This window comes from Candidatus Abyssobacteria bacterium SURF_5 (assembly GCA_003598085.1).
Classification (GTDB): Bacteria; Abyssobacteria; SURF-5; order SURF-5; family SURF-5; genus SURF-5.
Map to the genome: position 1 here is coordinate 41,499 of QZKU01000144.1, position 20,255 is coordinate 61,753.

Here is a 20,255-nt window from a genome sequence, read left to right on the forward strand (position 1 = left end):
GACCCCGGCTCCGAATGCTCTCACTTCGCCGGGTATTCATACCAGCCTTTACCGGTTTTCTCGCCGTAGTTGCCTTTGACGTACTTGTCGACTACGCTCGGATACGGCAGTTGAGCCGGGTCGCCCGTCCGCTTGAAGCGCTCGATGTCCATTGTGTATTGCAGGTCGATCCCGATCAGGTCCATCAACCGGAACGGCCCCATCGGATGGCCGGCGCCGTATACGCAGGCCTTGTCGATGTCCTCGGCGGAGGCGACGCCCATCTCGAGCATCCATAATGATTCTCTCGTGATCGCGCCGAGAATCCGGTTGACGACAAACCCGTCGACTTCCTTCTTAATGAGAATGCCGACCTTTTCGAGTTTGGCGCACAGGTCCATCGAAATCTGCGCGGTCTCATCCGATACGTGCGGCCCCTTCACAACCTCGACCAGTTTCATCACCAACGCCGGATTAAAGAAATGCAGGTTCACCACCTTGTCAGGGCGCTTCGTTGCGTCGGCGATTTTGGAGCTCACAATGGCCGAGCTGTTGGTTGCCAAGATTGCATGCGCCGGCGCCAGCTTATCGAGATCGGCAAACACTTTGCGCTTTACGGTCAGGACCTCGACGGCGGCCTCAATCACGTAATCCGCGTCTTTGACGGCATCCTTCAGGTTCGGGGTAAAAGAGATATTGGCGCGCGCCTGCTTCGCCTGCTCTTCGGTCATCTTCCCCTTCTTCACCCGCCCGGGCAGATACGTATCCGCAAATTTTTCCGCCTTCTTCAGGACTTCCTCATAAATGTCCGTGCACGTGGTCTTATAGCCATGGATCGCGCACAGGAGCGAAATCTGATGTCCCATGTTGCCCGCGCCGATCACAGAGATATTCTTGATGTCCTCAATCTTCATCTGCTCTCCTCCTTCTCTTCGCTATTGCCGTCGAGACCGAAGCCCGCCGCTGTCGTCTTTCCTGCCGGATATCTCCAAGAATGATGGAGCGCTACGGGGGGAATTATAGCAGATTGCGTGCTAACATCCAAAAGGAGCCCGCTCAAATAGCGTCGGGACAACGGTTTCTTTTACGAGGTCCATTCGGCGCTTCCGGAAGCGGGGCGCGCGAAGACAATGGAAATAAAGGGATCACGCAGCCGCGATTTTGCCCGCAAGATATCTTTTGAACCAGCCCGCGGCTGCTCGCGAGACCTCCTCGAGCGTTCCAGCCTCCTCAAAGAGATGGCTTGCGCCGGTGATCACCGCGAGTTCCTTCGTGCATTTCAGCCGTGCGAGCGCCTGCATGTTCAATTCAATGACGGTCCGATCTCTCTCGCCGACAATCAGCAATGTCGGCGCCTCCACGCGCGGAAGATACTCCATCGCCAGATCGGGCCTGCCGCCGCGCGAGACCACCGCCATAATCTCCGATCTCAGTGCTGCAGCCGCCTGCAACGCCGCGGCCGCGCCCGTACTCGCGCCGAAGTATCCTTTCACTAAATCCCGCAATTCGCCTTGCTCGTTCAACCATTGCGTCGTCTTGATCAACCGGTCGGCGATCAAGTCGATATTGAATCGGTTCTCATAGACCAGGTCTTCCTCCTCCGTCAGCAGGTCGAACAGGAGCGTTCCGATGCCGCTCTCCTGCAGCTCGTGCGCAACGAACGAGTTGCGCGGGCTGAAGCGGCTGCTCCCGCTGCCATGAGCGAAAATCACCAGACTCTCGGTCTCCTTCGGCAAATCCAGAATGCCTGGAAGCGTTATCTTGGGACTGATTTTGACATCGACCGTCTGTTTGATTTTTTCCTTTACCATCGGTTTCCCCTCCTCATCCCGGGCACGTGCGGGCCGGGCATCCGTGAAAGCCAATGTGCCTCTGAATTGTCAGTTTCCTTTAGTATGTCTTAGTATGTCTTCTCCAAGTAAAATGTTATAATGTCAAAAATCTGGGGACGTCGCTAGACCGCTGAATAAAAGCTTAGGGAGAGACGAAAGTGGAGGATCGACTCGAAGATTTGAAGTGCAAAACCCGCGATTTTGTCGAGACGGAGATCGAGCCTTTCTCGGCTGAGATAGAGGAGACCGACGCAATCCCTCAGGCGCTTGCCCAAAAAATCGCCGCCTCAGGCTTGCACGGGATGGCGGTCCCGAAAGAATACGGCGGCATGGGCCTCAACGTCCTCGAGGCATGCGTGGTGATGGAGGAGCTTTCGCGCGTCAACCAGGCGGTCGTGCGCTTTATCGGCGGCTCGATCACCGGGCTGGCGCAATTCGGGTCGGAACACCTCAAAAACAAATATTTTCCCCGCATCGCGCGCGGCGAGGCCAGAGCCGATTTCGCGCTCAGCGAGCCCGAGGCCGGCAGCGATGCCGCCGCAATCAAGACACGGGCCGAACGGAGAGGAGATTTATATTACCTGAACGGCGTCAAACATATGATCTCCAACGGCAGCGTGAACAATCTGCATCTGGTTTTTGCGGTTACAGACCCGCAGAAAGGCGCGCGCGGCGGCATCAGCGCCTTCGTCGTGGAAAGAACGTTCCCCGGATTCTCGGTGGCCGCGGTCCAGCCGAAAATGGGGTTACGAGGAATGCCGATAGCACGCCTTCATTTCGACGAGTGCCAGGTGCCGCAAGAAAACCTCGTCGGCGAGGAGGGGCAGGGGTTTCTTGTCGCGATGGGCGGTCTCGACGCCGGACGGCTCCAATTCATCGGGGCGGTCGCCGTCGGCGCCTCACAGAAACTGCTCGAGCTTTCAATCGAGCGCGCTCGCTCGCGCCAACAGTTCGGCAAACCGATCGGCGAATTTCAGGCGATTCAGTGGATGTTAGCGGACATGGCGACCGAAGTCCACGCCGCCCGCCTGATGGTGCACGATGCCGCCCGGAGGCTTGACCGCGGCGAGACGATCACGCTGCAGTCGTCGATGGTGAAAGTGTTTGCTTCGGAAACGGCCTGGCGGGTGGCCGATAAGGCCCTTCAGATTCACGGGGCGGAAGGCCTGCTGAAAGGCTCGCCCATCGAGCGGTTCTATCGCGACGCGCGGCTCGGCCGCATCTGGGACGGCACGTGCGAAATCCAGCGCCACATCATCTCGCGCACGCTGCTGAGAAATTCAGGGACATGATTTCCGTTTCTCTCGCTCATCCCTTGATGATGTGCTCGGTCGCCAGAAAGATGCAGGAGCGATCGAAGTCGATGAAGTTGGCCTCGTCGCGGACTGCCGCAAGCGCGCCCTCCGTACCCCCGAGCTTGAGCAGATCCTCCTCTTCGAACCAGAGTTCGGCCACGCCGTCATACGGCTCGTTTCTCCCGGCTGGATGCCCCGCAGCCAGCATTTGCTGCAGTTCTCCCCCGATCGCGTGCACCTGAATGTAGCGCTTGACGCCCGGAATGTTCTTTCCGAAGCGGGCATGCGTCTCCAGCCAATATTTCCGGAATTCTTCGATGGATAATTCGGGCCTGCGGCGAATGCAATAGACTATCTTAATCATGGTTCCCTCCCGCCTCAAATCTCAGACTTCGGCGATATACTACAAGCGATTACTAACGGAATCCTGTCTCGTGAATGACTCTTGCCGTCATCACCCGAGGCTGGTTCGGCTTTCGTATCCTTTCAGCACGAGGCCGGCAGTATCTACGCGCGGGTCGAGCACCATCGACAATGACTTCTGCGGGCAGATGGAAATGCACCGGCCGCAGCCTTTGCACTCGTCGCTGATGAATGTCCGGCCGGCTTTCGTCTTGATTGCCCCCGCAAGACACGCTTCAACGCAAAGCCCGCAGCCGTCGCATCGCTCGTCCACGATTACCGTTAGACCCGGCAGGCGGTGAATGTTTTCAAAAAAGCCGGGCGTTTTCCGCCGAACCCCGCGCCGCACATTACAGCAGCAATCGCAGCAGAAGCAGATGTTCATCATCTGCCGGAAGTCGAGCCCCCATATCCACGCATCGACTGCATCGTGGACGACCAGCGGAACCAATCCGATCTCGACAGCCCGCTCGGCATGTGCGATCGCGCGGTCACCGGTTACGGGCCGGCCCAAATAAGATGGCAGATTGCTCACGGCGCCGCCAAGGAGCAGGCACCCAAAATCATGCGGAAACGAGCGGCAGTTCTCGCCGCGCCGGCAAATGCATTCATGCATGATTGCGACGGCGCTCGCGCGCTCGATGATCGGCCGCAGCACGAGCAACGGCAGAACCGCATTCTCGCCGCCGCTTACGACCTGATTGACCGGAATGATATGGCCGGACGTGGTCTTCTCGGATGATTTTGTTCCGAGCCCGGGCAGCTTCACATGCCCGAGCTTCCACAGCTTCATGATCAGGTTATAACTGAATCTTGATCTTACCATCCGAAAGTCCGGCGACGCAACGCCATTTTTCCCAGCATTATGTCCCCTTATATGATTTCTTTGCTGACGCGAGGAATTCGGAGAGACGATTCTTGATGGTCCGCTTGTCGAATTTACCGACGCTGGTCTTCGGAATATTGTCGGTGATAAGAATATAATCGGGCAGCATCCACTTGGTGATTTTACCCTTCTCGACCCCCTCGACCTCAAGAAAAGCGATGATATCCCGCTCGGTCTTTTGCGCGCCGGGAACAAGCTTGATGATGGCCATCGGACGCTCGCCCCAGACCGGATCGGGAACCCCCACATATACCGCTTCGAGCACGAAATCGGCGGTGGCGGTCAGGTTCTCAAGCAGCACGGTCGGCACCATCTCCGCGCCGCTGCGGATCATGTCGGACAGCCTGTCGGCGATGGTGATGTATCCATCGGGGTCCACCTTGGCGACGTCGCCGGTATGAAACCAGCCTCCGCGCCAGACGTCGGCCGTTTTCTGCGGATCCTTGTAATACTGTTCCATCACCCACGGCCCCCGCATCACGATCTCGCCGATCGTTTCATTATCGTGCGGAACAGGCGCTCCTTTTTCATTAACCACCTCTACCTCAAGACCGGGAAGCGCCACTCCCGTCTTTACCCTGATCTGATCGAGTTCCTCGCTCGAGAGGTTCGCATGTATTTTCTTGACAAACGCGGTGATCGTCGTAGGCGCTGTCTCCGTCATGCCGTAGCCGGAGGCCGCATTGAAACCCGGAATCGTTTTTTCCGCCTTCTTCTTCAATCCCAGCGGCAACGCCGCTCCGCCGACGCTCACGTTTTTCAGGCTGCTCAGATCGTACTTCGAGATTTCCGGGTACTCCACCAGCATCGCCAGCATCGTCGGCACGACGCCGGTCGTTGTCACCTTCTCCGACTCGACCAGCTTGCAGAACCCGTCGACGGTAAATTTTCCCGGCAACACCATCTTATGCGAGCCGAACGCGCACATGAACGGAGCGCCCCACCCATGGATATGAAACAGCGGCGTGTTCAGCATCGTTACGGCACACTCTCCGAGGTGCGTGCTCCTTGGGTCGGAGTTCCAACTGCGGCCAAGCATCGTGTGCAGCGACTGGAGATACAACTGCCGGTGCGTAAACAGCACACCCTTCGGCAAGCCCGTCGTGGCGGTCGTATAGCAGAGCGTGGCGAAAGTATCCTCATGGAGATACGGCCAATCGAAAGCTTCCGGCTGGGCTGCAATCATTTCCTCATACTCATACAGCGGCTCGATTTTGGTTGAAGGCTTTCCCGTTTTGTCCGACATATAAACGAACGCGCGCACGACGTCCTTGATGCGGTCGTAGATGCGTTCAAGCGGCGACAGCATGAAATCGTCGAAAAAAATGATCTGGTCTTCGGAATGCCTGATGGTGTGAATGATGTGTTCGAGCGAAAGGCGGATATTGATCGGGTGAAGCACAGCGCCGGTGCATGGCACGGCATAATATAATTCGAGGTGGCGGTGATGGTTGAAGGCCATCGTGGCGACGCGCTGGCCCGGACGTCCCGGCTCTCCTCCCTCAATTCGCAAAATGTTCCGCAGGGCATGAGCCAGTTTGCAGGTGCGCTCGTACCATTCTCTCCAGGTGAAACGGAAAATTTGGCCCGTATCGGCATTGCGGTAGACCACGCCGACTTCATCCGGATACATGCGGACCGGCCTCTTCATGAATGTCGTCAGCAGCAGCGGATAATTCTTGCTGAATTCCGGATACGTGCGCATTTCCAAGTCTGGCCCTCCCCTTTCGCTCTTGAAGCCCGAAAAAGTCCCTCATGCGGCATGAGTATATCGCATCCGAGCCGGCGGTATCAATAAGGATTTTGCAGGCATTCCAGGTTCGCGCTAAGCCACTTCTTCCTCATTGATCACGTTCGCCCGAGACCTGATATCTCCTCATGAATCCTCTATCCAGCCGTTCTTTCAGGAGAAAGGGCAGCCTGCCGTTGATCGCATAATTTTTTCTCCACAAAAGTCCCTTGCCGTCGCCGAGATTGAAAATCAACAGGTAATTATGTTGCGGCCGGAAAGCCAAAAGCTCGCGTCCTTCGAGTGCGGCCAGCAGGTTGCGGCACAGGACAGGCGCCTCGCGGACCGCATATACGCCGACCTTATCAAGCGGGCGCGGTTGAAAGTAGATGCAGTCACCGGCCCCAAACATGTTCGAGTACCGCGTGCTCTGAAGAAACCGGTTGACCATCAAGCCGCCGTCCGGCCCGGTCTCGAGTCCCGATTGCCGGAACAAGTCGGATGGTTTTATTCCTATGGCCAAAAATACGACGTCGTGCTTCATTACTTCCCCTGTGTCCAGATGCGCCTCTTCCCGCTCGAGTCGCCGGACCAGCGGCCCCTCGCGCAGCTCGATGCCGCGCTCGGCCAAGATGCGCCTCGCGAGGCGGCGCCCCCTTGGAGGTATGCGCGGCAGAAGCATTTCGCCCGCTGCCAATACGATCTGAGCGGAGCGGCGCTCCACTCGGAAAAGCATCGCAAGATTGCATGCAATCTCAAAGCCGGCAGGTCCGCCACCCGCGACCAGGATTCGGGGTTCTTTCTGAGGCAACTCCAGCAACCGGCGCCGAGCCTGAAAAAGGTTCTCTACCGGCTTCACGGAAAAAACATTCGGATGGGGCTCAGCAAGCGTTGTCTGAGGCACAAAGCTTCCGACATTGAAGGAAACAACATCATATTCTACTCGAGAGCCCGATGCGCAAATGATCAGATTCCGGTTAGCATCAATCTGAACGACCGAATCAATGAGGACCGCTATCTTCCGATCCTCGGCCATCTTCTTTACGTGAAAACGCACCTCAGGCGGCGAGTATCTTCCGGAGAGCATCCCCGGTCCCATGCCGGAATAATAGAAATAGGGCGCGGGAGTTATGAGCGTTACGCGGTGGCCCCTCGCGGCAAATTCGGCCCCGGCCTTGAGCACTGCCAGATGCGCATGACCGGCGCCGACCAGAACGAGATGTCTTGCCATGGTGGAGGAAAGTCTGCTTGGAAGAATTGCGCGTCTAATGCGCGGCGGCCTGCTCTTGCCTGCTTAACGGTGCGACACCGAGCATGCCCGCTGCTTTCATCTTTCTGTAATAGCGACGCCCATGGAGATTTTGATAGAACCAGGCAAAGCGGATTTGCAGCGGCAGATCCGGAATCCAGAAGCGATCGGGGATTTCCTCGGTCGCTGACACTTTGCCCGGCTGGATCTCGGCAGTGATTACCCCTTCGCCCTCCTCGCGAGTGCGGCGAGCCAGAACATTGCCGGTCGCATCCACTATCTGGGTCTCTCCGAGGTACATCGAATCATATTTCAGTGGAAGATATGGAGTATCCCCCACAAAATCGCCCGCGTGTGAGGCGTGAACAACCGGCGCGCCGACCATCCGGGCCATGCGTTGCGGGGTCTCGAAGAGGATGCGCCGGTTCTTCAGCGTGAGCGACTCGGGGAGCTTCTGGCCGCGCGGGAAATCCCACCAGCACGTGCCGCCGATTATCATTTCCACCTTTCCCTTCAGCCGCCGCGCCGTTTGCGTGCGCACATACTCCCAGCACAGCGCCGCGCCGACTTTCCCGATGGGCGTGTCAAGGACGCCGTCATCATTGCCGCCGATGTAGTAGCAGTTCTCCCACATGGTCGGCATATCCTTGTCATGCGTCACGTATGAGCCGTCGGGGAACACAAGCACGAAGGTGTTGTAGTTGTCATCTCCGCGCCTGCAGATGAACGAGCCGCCGACATATGCGTGATGCCTCTGCGCCGCTTTTTTCATAAGCGCATGGGCGGGGCCTTCCAGTGGCAGCGCCGCGTTTAACAAACTCGGATGAAAACCCACGGCCGACGTGAAAAACTCAGGTAAAATCGCCCATTGCGCGCCCTTCTCAAGGGCTTCCTCCAATAAGCGTTCGGCTTTCCGCAGGTTCGCCGGCACGTCCCCGAATCTCGCGCACAACTGAATCGCGGCGACTCTTATTTTATCCGCCATCACGCAAGGTTCTCCTCCAACTGTGGTTACACCCATGTTTTCCAAAGCTTATACTTCGCCTGGTAAGAAAGTCAAGGTATGCAACTGATCTTCGAAAACGTTCAAGTCGAGGCTGATGGTTTGACGCCGAGGGCGGAACGCATTTCTTCTGCAATGAAATTCTCAGAGCGCGAAGGACCGCCCTTTCCCGGCCGGCAGATATAGGTTTCATGAGCGGGCCGATGAAGGATCTCGAGGCCGCAGGAACGCAAAATCGCCTCCACCGCCGCCCTATTGGGCGCCCACCAGTTCGTGGGGTCGCCGTTAAGTTGAAACTCAATGAAAGCCATCTTCGGCCAGCCGGGCTGCAGCATCAGCTCTCGCTGATGAATGCCGATATCCGGCGGAGGCGTATAAACTTCTTCCTCCGGCATTGTCAGCGTCTGGAACACCAGCATCTTCTTTGTCTTCCGGGAAAGGATATCCAGCGCCAGCAGGGGGTAGCGGAGATGATAAAAAACGCCCATGAACCACACGACGTCGAAATCCTCTTTGAGCCGCGCTATCTCGTAGACCTGCATGTATTCAAAAGAAACCTGCCTCTGAAGCTCGAATTTTTCAGCCGCCCACTGCGCCTGCCGGAGATAGTGATGGTCGATGTCAATCCCAAGCACTGTCGCACCACGCCGTGCGAGCTGAAACGAATAGAAGCCGGCGTTGCAGCCGACATCAAGTGCATGGCAGCCCGAGAGATCGTCTGGCAGGTACGGCGCCAGCGGCTGCCACTTATAGGCAGGAAAATCACCCAGGGGATGCTGCGGAGCCGTCTGGATGCCGCCGGGCAGGTGAAGGTTATGGAACCACGGCCCGAGCGCGGCGATCTCATGCTCGATCGGGGTGCGCGGGTTCTGGTAATATGCTTCAAGCGTGGGCATCGTTCTTCTTATTTCCAATGAGGTGACGTTCGTTCATGAAAAAGATGCGCCTCAGGGCCTTCGATCAGCCTTTCCCGATACGGCGTGCCGCTTGCCCCTTTTTGTCGCCTTCCATTGGAGCGCTTCGCGCGCGCACTGCTCGAATTCCTCCGCACGATGCATCGCGGTGTGCTGCGTCAACACCCTCATGCGCGCCCGCTCGCCCACGAGGCGGCGCTCCTCGTCGGGCAGTTTCTTGAGGAAATTAAGAGTGTCTTCCGGCTTCTGACTGAGAAGGATTTCAACGCCCGGAATGAAGAAGCTCTCGAGGCCCTCCCAATAATCGCTGATGATCGGTGTCGCGCATGCGGCGGCCTCGAACAGGCGCACGCTGGGCGAGTAGCCGGCCTTGACCATGTCGGCGCGCGTCACGTTCAAGGTGAACCGCTGCGCGTTGTAGAAGGAGCAATGCCGATCAGGCGGGAGGTGCTCGACGCGCTCCACGTTTTTCGGCCACCGGACCCCGGTCGGATACTGCGGGCCGGCCACAATGAAACGGCCTTTGCGCCACCGGATCGCCGGCTGCAGCATCAAACGGCTGAGAACCGGCTGGCGGTCGGAGCTATACGTCCCCATGTAACCGAGATCGTAGGAGCAGTGACCGCAGCAGGGGTAATAGGCATCCGGGTCGACGGCGCAGTACAGCGCCCGCGCCATCGGCGAGCCATAGTCGCGTTCAAGCCTCGCAAGGATCGGCCCTCCGGTGAACGAGAAATACAGGTCGTATTGCGGTATGAGGTCCGGAGCTAGATATTCAAAATCCGCATTCTGCAGCTTGGCCATGGTCAGCGGCGTGTCAATATCATAAAAGGCCGATACTTTTTTCACCGTTTCCGTTACCCACCTTCCCACTTCGACTCCGTCAGGGACAAACGAACCGACAACGACGATATCCGCCAGGCGCACCTCCTCGGCAAAGCGCTCCTTGAGTTCCTCGATTCCGCTATACAGTTCCGTCCGGCCATGCGGAGGGACCGGCAGATCGCGGTTGGAGGCATACCACGGCATATCCCGCTCGAGAAAAAGGATCCTGTGTCCACGCTGGGATAACGCCTTGATCAAACTGCGGTAGGTCGTCGCATGGCCGTTGCCCCAGGAGGAAGTTATGGTAAGACCGATAAAGACGATATCCAGTTGCTGTCCTCGCATCAGGGATTCCTCCAGGCTACAGCACATTTTGCAAGATGGACTCCACCTGTTCGCTCCGCCGCGCGTATGTATGCTCGCTCAGCACTCGCTCGAGCGCCGAACGTCCAATCCCGCGTGCGCGGTCCGGCGAGACTGTTGCAAGATGCTCAACGACATCGGCCCCCCTTTCGGCCAGCAGGCACTCCTTGTTCGGTTCAAGGAACAATTCGATTCCCTCCCACGCATCCGTCACGAGACAAGCGCCTGCGCCCGCCGCCTCGAATACGCGCGTCGGTGGGGAATAGCCGTAGTTGGCCATACTCTCTCTGTTAATGTTGAGGATCATACGCGGAGTGCAATTGAACGCGTTATGATCGCGCGTGTACACGTGCCCGAGATACTTTACATTTGGGAGATCCGGCACGTCATGGTCCCATCCGTTTCCGCCGAGCAGGAAAAGTTCCTTCGGGACCCCGCGAGCCGGAGCGAAAAAGAACTCGAAGACACGTTGCTCGCGATCAGGCAGCCGATTGCCCAGAAACCCGACGGCCGCCCTGAACCGGTCATCGGGCGGAACGGGATGATGCGTTGTCGGATCGAGCGCGTTATACACGGGCACGCACATGCGCGCCCCGAGAGCGGTATACCCGCTCACAACCGGATCACCGCCGCCATACGTGAGCACAAGATCGTAAAGCGGAATGAGCGGGCGGAAAGGATCGGCCGGATTCGACCGAATTCTCTCCAGCGTTGCCGGCGCATCGACGTCCCAATAGACTACGAGGTTGTTCGGCCGCTTGAACTGCAGGACAGCCTCTTCGAGCACGTCGTCGAACCTGCCGACGCCGCTCGCCTTTACAACGATGTCCGCATCGCGCACCCCGGACAGCGCGACCAGCACATCCCCCTCATTTTCCGCGCGATAAACGACGCTGCGCGCATACGGCGGCTCCGGAATATCTCGGTGCTTTTGTCTCTCGTAAATGTCGGGCTCGTAGAACGTGATGCGATGCCCGCGCTCGTGCAGATTCCTGATGATGCCGCGGTAATACGTTGCGGCTCCATTCCAATAGGCGGACACCAAGCTCGAACCAAAGAAGGCAATCGAGTATGTTCTCTTCATGACCCTCCTTTAAGAAGTTCTGGAAAGACGCGGCGGCGCGGCGAATGCATCCGGCGTCTCGATCTTCTCTTTGCCGTTTTCGGATAGGGTTTTTGGCTCGAACGTATTCTCATCATCCGCCTCGGCTGCGCCTCCGCTGCTTGCGGACTGATCAATTCGATCGGAATGATCCTGCCATTCAATTTCCCATTCATGGAAACCGGCGCAAGAATCTCACTGCGCATGCCAAGCTCTGCGCATATCTGAAGCAGCTCATCCACCCGATGAATACACGTGTGGCGCTCCCATACCGTCTTCAAACCATGCTGCGCCAGCGCCTCCGCAAATTCGGGCTCATTCAGAAGCCGCCGGATATGCGCTTTCATTTCCGGTCCGCTCCCGGCCACGAGGTAATCTTCTCCGGCGGTAAACAGATGTTCGGCATCTCTCCAGGGAGAGCAGATCAAGGGAATGCCGCACGCGAGCGCCTCGAATGGCCTGATCGTGGGGATTCCCGGCAACGCCTTGACATACGGGCGCCGCGGGATGTGCGCTGTTATCTTGAACTGCGCGAAAACACGAGGGACCATGTAATTCGGCAGCCATCCTTTGTAGCGGATACCTGCGCCTCTGAGCAGCCTGACGGCGCGCCTTGGATAGCGCACTCCATATGCGTGCGCCCGCAGGCCGAGAGCTTTCACCGGTCTGAGCAGAAACTTCTGAAGCTCGGCGGTGCGCTCGCCGTCGCCCCAATTCCCGATCCATACCAGATCCCCGGTCTTCCGCTCGGCCGGCAGCGGGCGGAACACGCGCGTATCGGCAGCTTCGTGCCACGTCCAGGCGCGCCTGATCCACCTCTTCGAAAGATAAATGTTTCTGATCTTGTTCCCGAAGGCAAGCACGCCGTCATAGTGAGACAGCTCATATTTTTTCATTGCCTTGATGTCGGTAATAGACCGATGATGGGTATCGTGGAAAAGCAGCTTGAAAGACTTCTGTTGTTTCCGGTGTCTGCCGATCTGAGAGACCAGCTTGTGGTCGTTCCATTCATGAACGAGCACCAGATCGAGTCCATCGAGTTGCTGCTCAAGCGTCTTGAGCGTGCAGATCGTGCTGGAGAGGTTCGGATACATCATGTGGAACTCGCGAAGCGGCCCGCGCCCATGCTGCAGGATCAGGTTGCGGCGGCTCCACGATTTCCACGGCTCGAACACGCGCACCTCATGTCCCCGCGCCTGCAGCTCGGTCACAATCCCGCGGAGGAAATGCGCGTTGCCATGGTTCCAGTCCGACACAAGTGAATGATAAAAAAAGCCGATTCGCATGTGGCTCTATCTGCTCCGGAAAAAGCAACTACTGAAGGCGCAGTATCCGCAATCGACCCGTCGGATCAGGAGTCGATCTGGCTGAGTGATCGCGCATGAGGGGCCCCTGTTTTCCTTTTTCGCTTGCCATGCGTCGGTATAAAGACAAATATTCCCGTGCCATATGCTCCGGCGAGAATTGCAGCGCCCGTGCTCGCGCTCTTCGCGCGAACTTGTTTCGGAAAGGGGTATTGGACGTAAGGCAATCAAGCGCCTCCTGCAATGTCGCATCATCATCTGGTGGGACAAACAAGGCAGCCTCGTCCCACAGCTCGCGAAGGCTGGGAATATCTCCCAGAACCAGCGCACAGCCTGCAAGCGCGGCCTCGAGCACGGAAAGGCCAAACGGCTCATACCGCGCCGGCAGAGCGTAAATGGCCGCCCTCCCCATCCACCGTGCCAGTTCCCTCCCATCCAGATTGCCGAGCAGTTTCAACTTCACAAAACTCGCCGTCCCGCCATCGGGATGCGCGGCCGGGCCGGCGGCGAAAACAGGCCACTGTATATGCTGCGCCACTCGCTCGAGAGCCGCGATATTTTTTGCCTCATCCCACAGGCGGCCGGCGGTTAACACAAATGATTCCTTTTCTGCGGGACTGTGCGCTTCCGCGTTTCTCCCATTAAAAATTCTGCCTGCGCTCTGAAAGGAGCCATAGAAATTCTCCAGGACCGCAAGCATCGAGGCGGTCGGAGCGGTAACCGCATCGGCACGACGCAGTCCTTCCGAAACGCTCTTCCGGTAGCGTTCCCAGGAGGGGGGCGGCTCGTGACCCTGCACGGCCGCAAACCAGGAGTACACGCAGGAATGTGCGACAATCAGCTTCGGCGCCTGCCACGGAAGCGCGGCATGAACATATGAATTCAAATGAATGATATCCGGCTGCACGATCGATTCGAGGCCAAGAAGCCATCTTCCCGCCATCTCGACGTCCGCCCATGGCTCCTCCATCCACTCGAGTTTATAGCTGCTCTCGGAGATGACCAGATTCGGCACGCGCCGGATCACCGTCCGCTGCCGGGAGGAAAGCGGCGCCCCCATCGTGGCGAGCACCACCTCGACGCCATGGGCGCCGAGCGCCTCCGCCAACTCGAGTGAGTACTGCCACACGCCGCCGACCGTATCCGCCGTCATCAAAATTTTACGTATATCTTTCTTCACGAGTTCCGCCGGGAAAATTCAAATGACCAGATTGCCACAGTCCTGAACGTTTCGCGGCATCTTTGAACAACAGAATTTCTGAAGTGGTTTCTCAAGAAACGGTACCATTTGATCAAGCCGCTAAACTTGAACTATGTAAAATCGCATCCCGTTCGGCAAGAGTGAATTTTCCTTTCGACGGCCTCTTCCTCCTCAATTTTCTTGGTCATAGCCAAAAACATTCTGTCCCTGCATCACTCACTGTCGCGGCTGACGAATTTGGAGAATCTGCTTTCTTTCCCGTTGGCCGTCTCTTCCTGATAAAGGAAAGCTAATTTCGATTCCTCGAATTTCTGGAAGAAGGTTTCCCAATCGATCTCTTCCAGTTGTTCCTTTCCGCCGTAACCGGGGAAATCGATTCGCAAGATGCCCGCGCCCGTTGTATCTTTACTTTCTTTCACGGTTGCGGGACGCCCGCCCCTCTTCTCCACCCACTTCCGGATCACGTCATGATTGGTGGTTTTCCTGGATTCCCCTGCCATACATGTTCTCCTTCGAAAATGGATAGCGCCGAATGTTCATAAATTTCATCAAGAACGGCGGCAACCGCGGCCACCTGTTCAACAGCGGGATCAAAGCGGCTGTTTTCAGCAAGCTGCCACGCCCACTCAAGAGCGGCCCGACCGCCCCATTCGTCCGGCGGCTTCGCTATCACTTGTCGGGAAGTCCCGCGAAACAATTCAGCCTGAAAATCATAGAACGAGCCGTTCACATTCATGAGCGATAACGTTCCCGCCGTGCCGTAAAAAGACGCTTCGATCACTGCGTCGCAGCCGGCCGAAAGATGCCACGAGCACGCGAGGGTGACCACCGCGCCGCTCTCGAGCGTCAGTTGAGCCGCCGCGTAATCTTCGACGGACTCGAGCCGGTCTGCAAGCGGCTTGCCCTTGGCAAAGAGCCTGCTCGAAACTCGTCTGACTCGCGGGAAGTCGAGCGTCCAGAGCGCGAGATCGACGAGATGAATGCCCAGATCGATGACGCACCCGCCGCCGGACTTCTCCGGCTCATAAAACCACGGCTTGTCCGGCCCGTATGCATTGTGGAAAACGAGATTGACCGAAAATACTTCGCCAATTTCGCCGCTTCGAATCAGCCCGCGGATCGATTGTATTCCTCGCAGATGGCGGTAGGAAAGGTCGACCGCCAGCAACCGATCAGCTTTCCGGGCGGCGTCAATGACCGATGCAGCCTCGGCAAATGAGCGGCCGAGCGGTTTCTGGCAGAAGACAGCCAGGCCGCATTGAAGCGCCGAGATCGACTGCTGCGCATGCAGAGCGCTCGGCGTGGCGATGACGACCGCATCAAGCCCGCACTGAAGCAATTCATCCAGTGAGCCGCACAACTCGGCGTGGGGCGCGCATTCGGCAGCCTTTCTTGCCGCCTCCGGTAGCGGGTCGGCGATCGCGGCCACCTCCAGCATTTCGCCCTTCGCCAGCGATTCGAGTCGATGGCGGCCGATCCAGCCGACGCCAAGGAAACCTATCCGTTTGCGGGCAACGCGCACGCTGTTATCGAGCTTGCTCATGGGAAGACAAGCGCTTTCACAAAACCATCCGGACGCGAACGCAGCAATTGGAAAGCCTCGGACAATTGCTCCAGCGGGAAGGTGTGCGTGCAGAGGGATTGGAAGGGCAGCTCTCCCCGGGCCGCGGCATCTACCGCTTCGCGTATCCCCTTCATATAAATTGACTGATCGCGCTCATGAGCGTTTATCACATCAAGGCCGCGCCAGTTCCACAACTGCATGTTCACCTGGCGGGGGCCGTCCTGATGATAGCCCGCAATGATCAGCCGCCCGCGAACAGATGTCAGTTCTGCGGCCAGGTCAAGAGGCCACTGCTGCCCGGTCGCCTCGATCACGCGCTCGCACCAGTTCTCGCCGGTCAGTTTCTTGACGTTCTCGATGACTCGCCAATGATCATCCATGAGGATAGCTTGTCTCGCGCCCAAAGATGAGGCGAGATCGAGCGCATGTTTTTTCCGCGCAACAGCGATGACTCGAACGCCTGCCCGAGCCGCAAGAATCGTGAGGAGCGCTCCGAGAAATCCGATACCGACGATCGCCACCGTTTGTCCGCGTTCAATGTTGCTGCGATGGAAAATGTTCATGGCGCATCCGAGCGGCTCGCCGGGGAATGGGATTCCGCTCAATGCGTCCGGCAACGGAATAACTGTGTTTGCGGGAGCAATGTCGTATTCGGCGTACGCGCGCTCGGAAAGGAAAGTCACTCGCCGGCCGGGTTGGAGGTGGTCTACTCGCGGTCCGACGGCGTCGATTCGGCCCCACGCCTCATGTCCGGGCGCGCCGGGTTGAAGAGGATAATGAAACCAGGGGCGGCCTTCCCAGACAGGGAAATCGGATGCGCACACGCCGCATCCTTCTATTTTTATTCGCACCTCGCCTTCGGCCGGGGTCGGAATCGGCGCTTCGATGAGCTCGATGCGTTCGGGTCCGGCAAAGACGGCAGACTTTCCTGTCTCACGGGCGCGTTCAAGGTGCTCTTCTCGGTGAATGCTTGTTTGCAGGACGTGTTTGTTCATGAGGCGATTTCTCTTGCGGGCGATTCGACACGGAAAAGACTTTCATTCTCGAGCAGCCAGCGATGAAGAATTTCGACTCCTTCCCGGACACTTGTTTTCGGAGTCCAACCGGTGGCGGCGTTGAAGGCTCTCGTGTCCGAAACATAATAGCGCTGATCCCCTTTGCGCCAGGGGCCGAATTTGATTTCCGGCCGCTCCCCCCGCAATTCGGCAATGAGATCGAGTATTTCCCGGAGGCTGGTTGTGTTGTTCGTGCCGCCGCCGATATTGAAGGCTCTTCCGCAGACGATGTCGATGTGCTTGTGCGCCAGCAGCAGAGCGTCAATCAGGTCCTCGACGAACAAAATGTCGCGCACCTGTTTGCCGTCGCCATAAAGAATTATCGGTTCTCCCTGCAGCGAGCGGATCAGGAAATGGGCAACCCATCCCTGATCTTCGGTTCCGAATTGACGCGTGCCATAGATGCAGCTCATGCGAAAAACGACCGCGGGCAGATTGAATGTGCGGGCGTAATCGATCACGTATTGATCGGCCGTCCCTTTCGAGCAACCGTAGGGGCTGTAGAAATCGAGCGGAAAGGATTCATCAAATCCGTGAGAGTGTATGATGGATTCCGCAGGTCGATATCTCGTGGGCGCCTCGCAGAGTCTCACGCTCTTCATCTCTCCGTACACTTTATTTGTTGAGGTGAACAGGAGCGGCGGCGGGTTTCTCAGCGTCCTGAGAGCTTCAAGAAGATTCAGGGTGCCGCGGGCGTTCACCTCGAAATCGGTCGCGGGATCGATCAGCGCCGAGGTTACAGCCACCTGCGCGGCAAAATGAAATATGCCCTCGACGCTTCGAACCGCATCCTTGACGACAAAAGGATCGCGAATGTCCGCAATCTGGAGTCTGACGGAATGGCCATGCAGTTCCCGCAGCCATTTCACGTTTTTTTCGACGCCCGACCGCGAGAGATTGTCCAGGAGCAGAACCGTGCGCCCTTGCGAAAGGAGCCTATGGGCGAGATTGGTCCCGATAAAGCCCGCTCCACCGGTGATGAGAACGTCGGACTTCGAATTGTTGCCGCCGTCGCGCGGGAGCCTCATTCGAGGGAGAACGAGGTCAGCCTTTCGGCCCTCTCCATTCGAACTATACATTCGGTCGAATGCCCTGACTCCTTCGATGCCCTCGGCCGACCAGATGCGGTACAACAGTTTCTCTGTACCTTGACATTGTTTCAGTCCGAAATGATAATGCCGCTCATCCTGATGAAAACCTTCCTGGTGCGCGCATTCCGGGTGAAGATCATAACCCGCATACCAGTAGGCGCGCGGGACGGGCGCGTCAAGAAATTTCACGAATTCCTTAAGCTGGCGGAAACCGTCGTGGCGCCACGTCGAGTAGCCTGCCTCGGTTATCCATATTTCCGCGCCTATCCCGTGGCGGTCGAGCACCTCTTGAATCTGTTGAATCGATTGGGTCCAGCCGGCCCAGGCCGACTCCCACGTTTTCGGAAAGCCGTGGACGCCGACGACATCTATATATCTGGTGACACCGGCTCGGCATATGACATCGAGCCACTGATAATCCGCCGACGACATCCCTCCAAGAACCGTCTTTTTGCCTCTCTGCTTCGCCCAGTAGGCGGCGGCGCCAACCATCTCGCAAAAGATTTTCCAGCCCGGGTCCAGGTAATAATCCCATTCAATCAGGTTATTTGGTTCATTCCATAATTCCACATAGTCGAAACAGTTCCCGTAGCGGGTGATAATGACATCGAGAAAATCGGCGTACGCCTTCGGGTCGCGAGGCGGCGAGGAAACTTTGGGAACAATGCCCAGAGAAGGCGGCGTATAATTCAGGCACGGAAGAAGATTGACCTCTTTTGCCAGACGCGGCATGAGCCAGTCGTACCATTTCATGCCGCCTTCAGCGTGCCAGTCGGCCCAGGAGACGGCCATCCGCAATTCTTTCACGTCCAGCTTCTTCAGGTCGGCGACCACTGCCTCAACGTGCTCATATTCGCCCGGTCGCAGCCATTCGACAATACCGACGACAGGAGCGGCGGAAGTATGCAATTTTTTGGGCGTTTTCATATGGTAAGTCCCCGCTTGTCCAATTCCATTTTGGCCAGATCCACTCCGTCAAACGCTTCTTGACCCTGCAGCCAGTCGGCCAGTTCATCGAGCCCCTGCTCAAGCGTGACTCGGGGTTTGTAGCCGAGGAATTTTTCAGCGCGTTCGATATCTGCAAAACAATGTCTGATGTCGCCCATACGATACTTCCCCGTCACTATCGGCTGAAGGTCCTCCTTTCCGACTACCTTTGCCATTGCCTTCGCCACTTCAGTGACCGAGTATGAATGTCCACTTCCTATATTAAAAACGGATTCATCCGTTGTGTTTTCAAGGGCCAGCCGGCAGGCGCGCACAATGTCATGGACGCTTACGAAATCACGCCGCTGGAGGCCGTCCTCGAAGATCAGAGGCGGCTTGTCGTTGAGGTAACGCGAGGCGAAAATGGCAAGAACTCCGGTATAAGGGTTTGATAATGCCTGCCGCGTTCCGTAAACATTAAAAAACCGTAGCGCGGCCACCGGAATGCCGTAGCTGCGGCCGAAGATTAGGCACATTTGCTCCTGATCATATTTCGTCAGCGCGTATATCGAAGCCAGAGATGGCTGTTTGGTCTCGGGAGTGGGTACCGGACTAAGAGGCAAACCGTCGCCGTCAATTAATTCCCATTGGCCGCCTTTCAACTGGTCGTGCGTTCGCATGACACCCGCCTGCACAGTCCCGTCGGAAGCACGATATAGCCCCTCTCCATAAATGCTCATACTCGAAGCAATAATCAGCTTCGCGACCGGAAACCGGATCAAATTCTGCAGGAGGACCGCGGTACCTGTTGAATTAATACTCGAATACGTGTCGATCTGGTACATGCTTTGGCCCACGCCGACGGCGGCGGCGAAATGAAATACCGCATCTATCCCCCGAAGGCTTTTGTTTAAGAGATCTGCGTCGCGGACATCTCCGATAACAAGTTCGGCGTCCCGGTTCAGATAACACGGATACGTACCCAGTTCCCCGTGAACCTGGGGAGAAAGATTATCGAGGACCCTCACGCGATGCCCGTGAACCATCAACTCGTCAACAAGGTGAGAACCAATGAAGCCGGCGCCGCCTATGATGAGAACATGCTTCGGGGATAGGTCGATGTTGGTCGTTCTGTTCCTGCGATCGGTGGGTCGAAATCCCCCGCGCTCCGCCGAATCGATCTCTGAATCTTCTTTATTCCGGCCGTTTCCGCAGGGGTGTAACTCGCTGTTGCTCACTCACCATCTCCTTCTTGTTATGAGGATGAGATACCGGCTTCAATTGAGGGTTGCCCGCGGCGAAAGGTAATGAATTGCCGCCTCTTCACGGTTCAGGGCGGCGGGAATATTGCGGCTGTCTCTGGTTTTTGAACTTCTGATTATCAGGAAAAATCGCTGCCTTGCCACCTCTCCTCTTTGATTGTGCTGTTTCAGAAAACTCATTATTTGTTAACATTATGCATTACCGAAAATTTACTCGCTAGACTGATTTTGCAGCGATTGCCAGCTTTCGGCCCCCAATGAACCGCATCGTT

At 57.2% G+C, this 20,255-nt stretch carries 18 protein-coding genes; 1 reads left to right on the forward strand and 17 read right to left on the reverse strand.

Features of this window, described 5'->3' with window-relative positions:
* Window positions 1-20 precede the first annotated feature (20 nt).
* Window positions 21-893: a 3-hydroxyacyl-CoA dehydrogenase family protein gene (locus C4520_21650; protein ID RJP14322.1), complete on the reverse strand. Its 873-nt coding sequence runs from the start codon at window positions 891-893 to the stop codon at window positions 21-23.
* Between the two features lie 231 nt (window positions 894-1,124).
* Entirely contained in the window at window positions 1,125-1,790 is a 666-nt protein-coding gene (locus C4520_21655) for an alpha/beta hydrolase (protein RJP14323.1), read from the reverse strand.
* Between the two features lie 179 nt (window positions 1,791-1,969).
* Here C4520_21655 and C4520_21660 point away from each other — a divergent pair, with 179 nt between their 5' ends.
* The gene (locus C4520_21660; protein ID RJP14324.1) at window positions 1,970-3,103 is read left to right on the forward strand and encodes an acyl-CoA dehydrogenase; all 1,134 of its coding nucleotides are present in this window, start codon (window positions 1,970-1,972) and stop codon (window positions 3,101-3,103) included.
* 16 nt (window positions 3,104-3,119) lie between these two features.
* Here the strand turns inward: C4520_21660 and C4520_21665 are convergent, their stop codons facing one another.
* The 15 genes from C4520_21665 to C4520_21735 all read right to left on the reverse strand — a co-directional run bounded on the left by C4520_21665 (window position 3,120) and on the right by C4520_21735 (window position 19,842).
* On the reverse strand, window positions 3,120-3,470 hold the full coding sequence (locus tag C4520_21665) for an EthD family reductase (protein ID RJP14325.1): 351 nt from the start codon (window positions 3,468-3,470) through the stop codon (window positions 3,120-3,122).
* Between the two features lie 90 nt (window positions 3,471-3,560).
* Window positions 3,561-4,334, reverse strand: a complete 774-nt coding sequence (locus C4520_21670) for a hypothetical protein (GenBank protein ID RJP14326.1) — start codon at window positions 4,332-4,334, stop codon at window positions 3,561-3,563.
* A 37-nt stretch (window positions 4,335-4,371) separates the two neighbouring features.
* Window positions 4,372-6,105 carry a long-chain-fatty-acid--CoA ligase gene (locus C4520_21675; GenBank protein ID RJP14327.1) on the reverse strand — a complete coding sequence of 578 codons (1,734 nt, stop codon included), beginning with the start codon at window positions 6,103-6,105 and terminating at the stop codon, window positions 4,372-4,374.
* A 130-nt stretch (window positions 6,106-6,235) separates the two neighbouring features.
* Window positions 6,236-7,354 carry a pyridine nucleotide-disulfide oxidoreductase gene (locus C4520_21680; GenBank protein RJP14328.1) on the reverse strand — a complete coding sequence of 373 codons (1,119 nt, stop codon included), beginning with the start codon at window positions 7,352-7,354 and terminating at the stop codon, window positions 6,236-6,238.
* Window positions 7,355-7,388: 34 nt separating this feature from the next.
* On the reverse strand, window positions 7,389-8,345 hold the full coding sequence (locus C4520_21685) for a carbon-nitrogen hydrolase family protein (protein ID RJP14354.1): 957 nt from the start codon (window positions 8,343-8,345) through the stop codon (window positions 7,389-7,391).
* Between the two features lie 113 nt (window positions 8,346-8,458).
* Window positions 8,459-9,271: a TIGR04290 family methyltransferase gene (locus tag C4520_21690; GenBank protein ID RJP14329.1), complete on the reverse strand. Its 813-nt coding sequence runs from the start codon at window positions 9,269-9,271 to the stop codon at window positions 8,459-8,461.
* A 51-nt stretch (window positions 9,272-9,322) separates the two neighbouring features.
* On the reverse strand, window positions 9,323-10,459 hold the full coding sequence (locus tag C4520_21695; protein RJP14330.1) for a glycosyltransferase: 1,137 nt from the start codon (window positions 10,457-10,459) through the stop codon (window positions 9,323-9,325).
* Window positions 10,460-10,475: 16 nt separating this feature from the next.
* Window positions 10,476-11,561 (reverse strand): hypothetical protein, encoded by a 1,086-nt coding sequence (locus tag C4520_21700; protein ID RJP14331.1) that lies wholly within the window; start codon window positions 11,559-11,561, stop codon window positions 10,476-10,478.
* Complete coding sequence (locus C4520_21705; protein ID RJP14332.1) at window positions 11,558-12,865, reverse strand: glycosyltransferase; 1,308 nt, start codon at window positions 12,863-12,865, stop codon at window positions 11,558-11,560. Before C4520_21705 ends, C4520_21700 begins: the two co-directional genes overlap by 4 nt.
* Window positions 12,866-12,893: 28 nt before the next feature.
* Window positions 12,894-14,036 (reverse strand): glycosyltransferase, encoded by a 1,143-nt coding sequence (locus C4520_21710; GenBank protein ID RJP14333.1) that lies wholly within the window; start codon window positions 14,034-14,036, stop codon window positions 12,894-12,896.
* A gap of 260 nt (window positions 14,037-14,296) precedes the next feature.
* A complete protein-coding gene (locus tag C4520_21715) occupies window positions 14,297-14,584 on the reverse strand; it encodes a hypothetical protein (protein ID RJP14334.1) in 288 nt (95 codons plus the stop codon).
* The gene (locus tag C4520_21720) at window positions 14,545-15,627 is read right to left on the reverse strand and encodes a gfo/Idh/MocA family oxidoreductase (GenBank protein RJP14335.1); all 1,083 of its coding nucleotides are present in this window, start codon (window positions 15,625-15,627) and stop codon (window positions 14,545-14,547) included. The genes C4520_21715 and C4520_21720 overlap by 40 nt, the downstream gene beginning before the upstream one ends.
* Complete coding sequence (locus tag C4520_21725; protein RJP14336.1) at window positions 15,624-16,643, reverse strand: L-iditol 2-dehydrogenase; 1,020 nt, start codon at window positions 16,641-16,643, stop codon at window positions 15,624-15,626. Before C4520_21725 ends, C4520_21720 begins: the two co-directional genes overlap by 4 nt.
* Window positions 16,640-18,721, reverse strand: a complete 2,082-nt coding sequence (locus C4520_21730) for an NAD-dependent epimerase/dehydratase family protein (protein RJP14337.1) — start codon at window positions 18,719-18,721, stop codon at window positions 16,640-16,642. The genes C4520_21725 and C4520_21730 overlap by 4 nt, the downstream gene beginning before the upstream one ends.
* Window positions 18,718-19,842 carry an NAD-dependent epimerase/dehydratase family protein gene (locus C4520_21735; GenBank protein ID RJP14355.1) on the reverse strand — a complete coding sequence of 375 codons (1,125 nt, stop codon included), beginning with the start codon at window positions 19,840-19,842 and terminating at the stop codon, window positions 18,718-18,720. Before C4520_21735 ends, C4520_21730 begins: the two co-directional genes overlap by 4 nt.
* Window positions 19,843-20,255: the final 413 nt, after the last annotated feature.